At 65.0% G+C, this 1658-nt stretch carries 1 protein-coding gene; it reads right to left on the bottom strand.

Annotation, left to right across the window (positions count from 1 at the left end; all coding sequences use genetic code 11):
- Positions 1-211: 211 nt before the first annotated feature.
- Positions 212-1456, bottom strand: a complete 1245-nt coding sequence (locus AAHH99_RS24890) for an IS110 family transposase (protein WP_418771134.1) — start codon at positions 1454-1456, stop codon at positions 212-214.
- Between the last annotated feature and the right edge of the window lie 202 nt (positions 1457-1658).

Here is a 1658-nt window from a genome sequence, read left to right as displayed (position 1 = left end):
ACACCTTCGTAACTGGTTGATGTCAAGGGTGGTTGGGGTGGCCCGCTGGGTCCTGGTCTCAACGTAGTTCGTCAAACGGGTTCTTCCCGACTGCGTTCAATCGAGTTCATCAGGGCGGCGGGGCCTGCTCAGGGTGTTTTGGCGAGGTCGCTGCGGGGCGCCTCAGGCGCGCGTGGAGCTTGGCCCCAACCGTGGTCTTGGGGGTATAGGTTCAGGCGGCCGTGGGCATCACCTCGCTGCCGGCGGTGGCCGGATCCCAGGCCACCCGTCGAGTCGTGACGACGTGGATCCAGCGCAACAGGGCGGCCGCGATCGCCGCCCGGGCTTGCCCGTCAGAAAGCGGGTTACGTTCGCGTGTGGTCAGATACCGGTAGCGAGTGGTCATCACCGGGTTGTGGTGCAACGCACCCCAGACCGCGCGCCAGGCGGCCAGCCGCAATCCGGGCCGGCCGCGTCGCGAGATCTGTGAGCGACCGTGGAAGGTGCCGCTGGTGTTATCTCGTGGGCACAGTCCGGCGTGTTTGACCACGGCTCGGGGGCTGTCATAGCGGGCCGGGTCACCGGTCTCGGCCAGTATCGCGGCCGCACCCACCGCGGAGAGCCCGCTGATGCTGGTGACCAATTCAGTGAGGTCAAGGTCGTCAAGGACGGTGAGCATGCGGTCCTCTACTGTGGCCAGACCCGCTCGGCAGGCGTGCAGATCGGCCAGCACCCATTGGCAGCGTTCGAGCACGCCGCGGCGTTGAGTCCACACACCGGTTGGGTCGTTGAGCGCCACGAATACCGCCTCGATGATCGATCGTCGTCGCCGTGAGGCACCCCAGCGTGGCAGTTCACGACAGACCGCGGCCTCAAACCGTGCCAGCCCGCCACGAGCCAGTCGTTCAGGATGGCCCTGGCAGCCTGCCAGCACTACCGAAACAGCAGCACACCAGTTGGCTGATCTAAACGGGTCGGCGGCGGCCTCCAGCACCGCGGGCCAGGCGCAATCGAGCAAATCGTTTAACCGGCGCACACACGCGGTGTGCTCGGTGATCAACTGCTCGCGCCGTGCCCCCAGGTGGCGCAACCGCGCCCACGTCTCATCGGGGCGTTCTGGGACATAGCAGTGCAGTTGAGCCACTAACCGCGCGATCAGAACCGCATCCCTATCGTCGTTCTTAGCGCGGGTGTAGTCCTCGGCCTCACGCGCCCGGCCCACAAGCAGCGGCTGGACACACACCAACGCCATATCCCGATGAGCGGCAAGCTGATCGAGCACCCGCCACCGATGTCCGGTGGGCTCACACCCGACCGTCACATCGACAAAACCGTGCTCAACGGCAACATCGCGGGCCCAGTCCAGTACCGCACCCAACTCTGCGGCCTTGGCCCGAACCAGCCGCCGGGCCAGCACCTGTGAATCGTGATCGATCACCACGACGGCCTGCTTCGCCTCGCCCAGATCGATCCCCACGATCGCGTTCGCAAACGGTACCGATGCCCGCAACCGAGCCATCCGCGCATTACGACGCTTGTCGCCACGAGACAAACCACTACTGTGAACCACGACGTCCTCCTCGTTGTTGTTGGGACACCAAGCCCGTTAACAACAGCAGGAGGACGTCCTCGTCTACGGCGAAATCACCATCAACGCGAAACACAGCCTCTTACTACGC

It is taken from the genome of Mycobacterium neumannii (genome assembly GCF_048452905.1).
Classification (GTDB): Bacteria; Actinomycetota; Actinomycetes; order Mycobacteriales; family Mycobacteriaceae; genus Mycobacterium; species Mycobacterium neumannii_B.
Note: the sequence above shows the minus strand (reverse complement) of the source record. Positions and strands in the feature narration are given on the sequence as shown.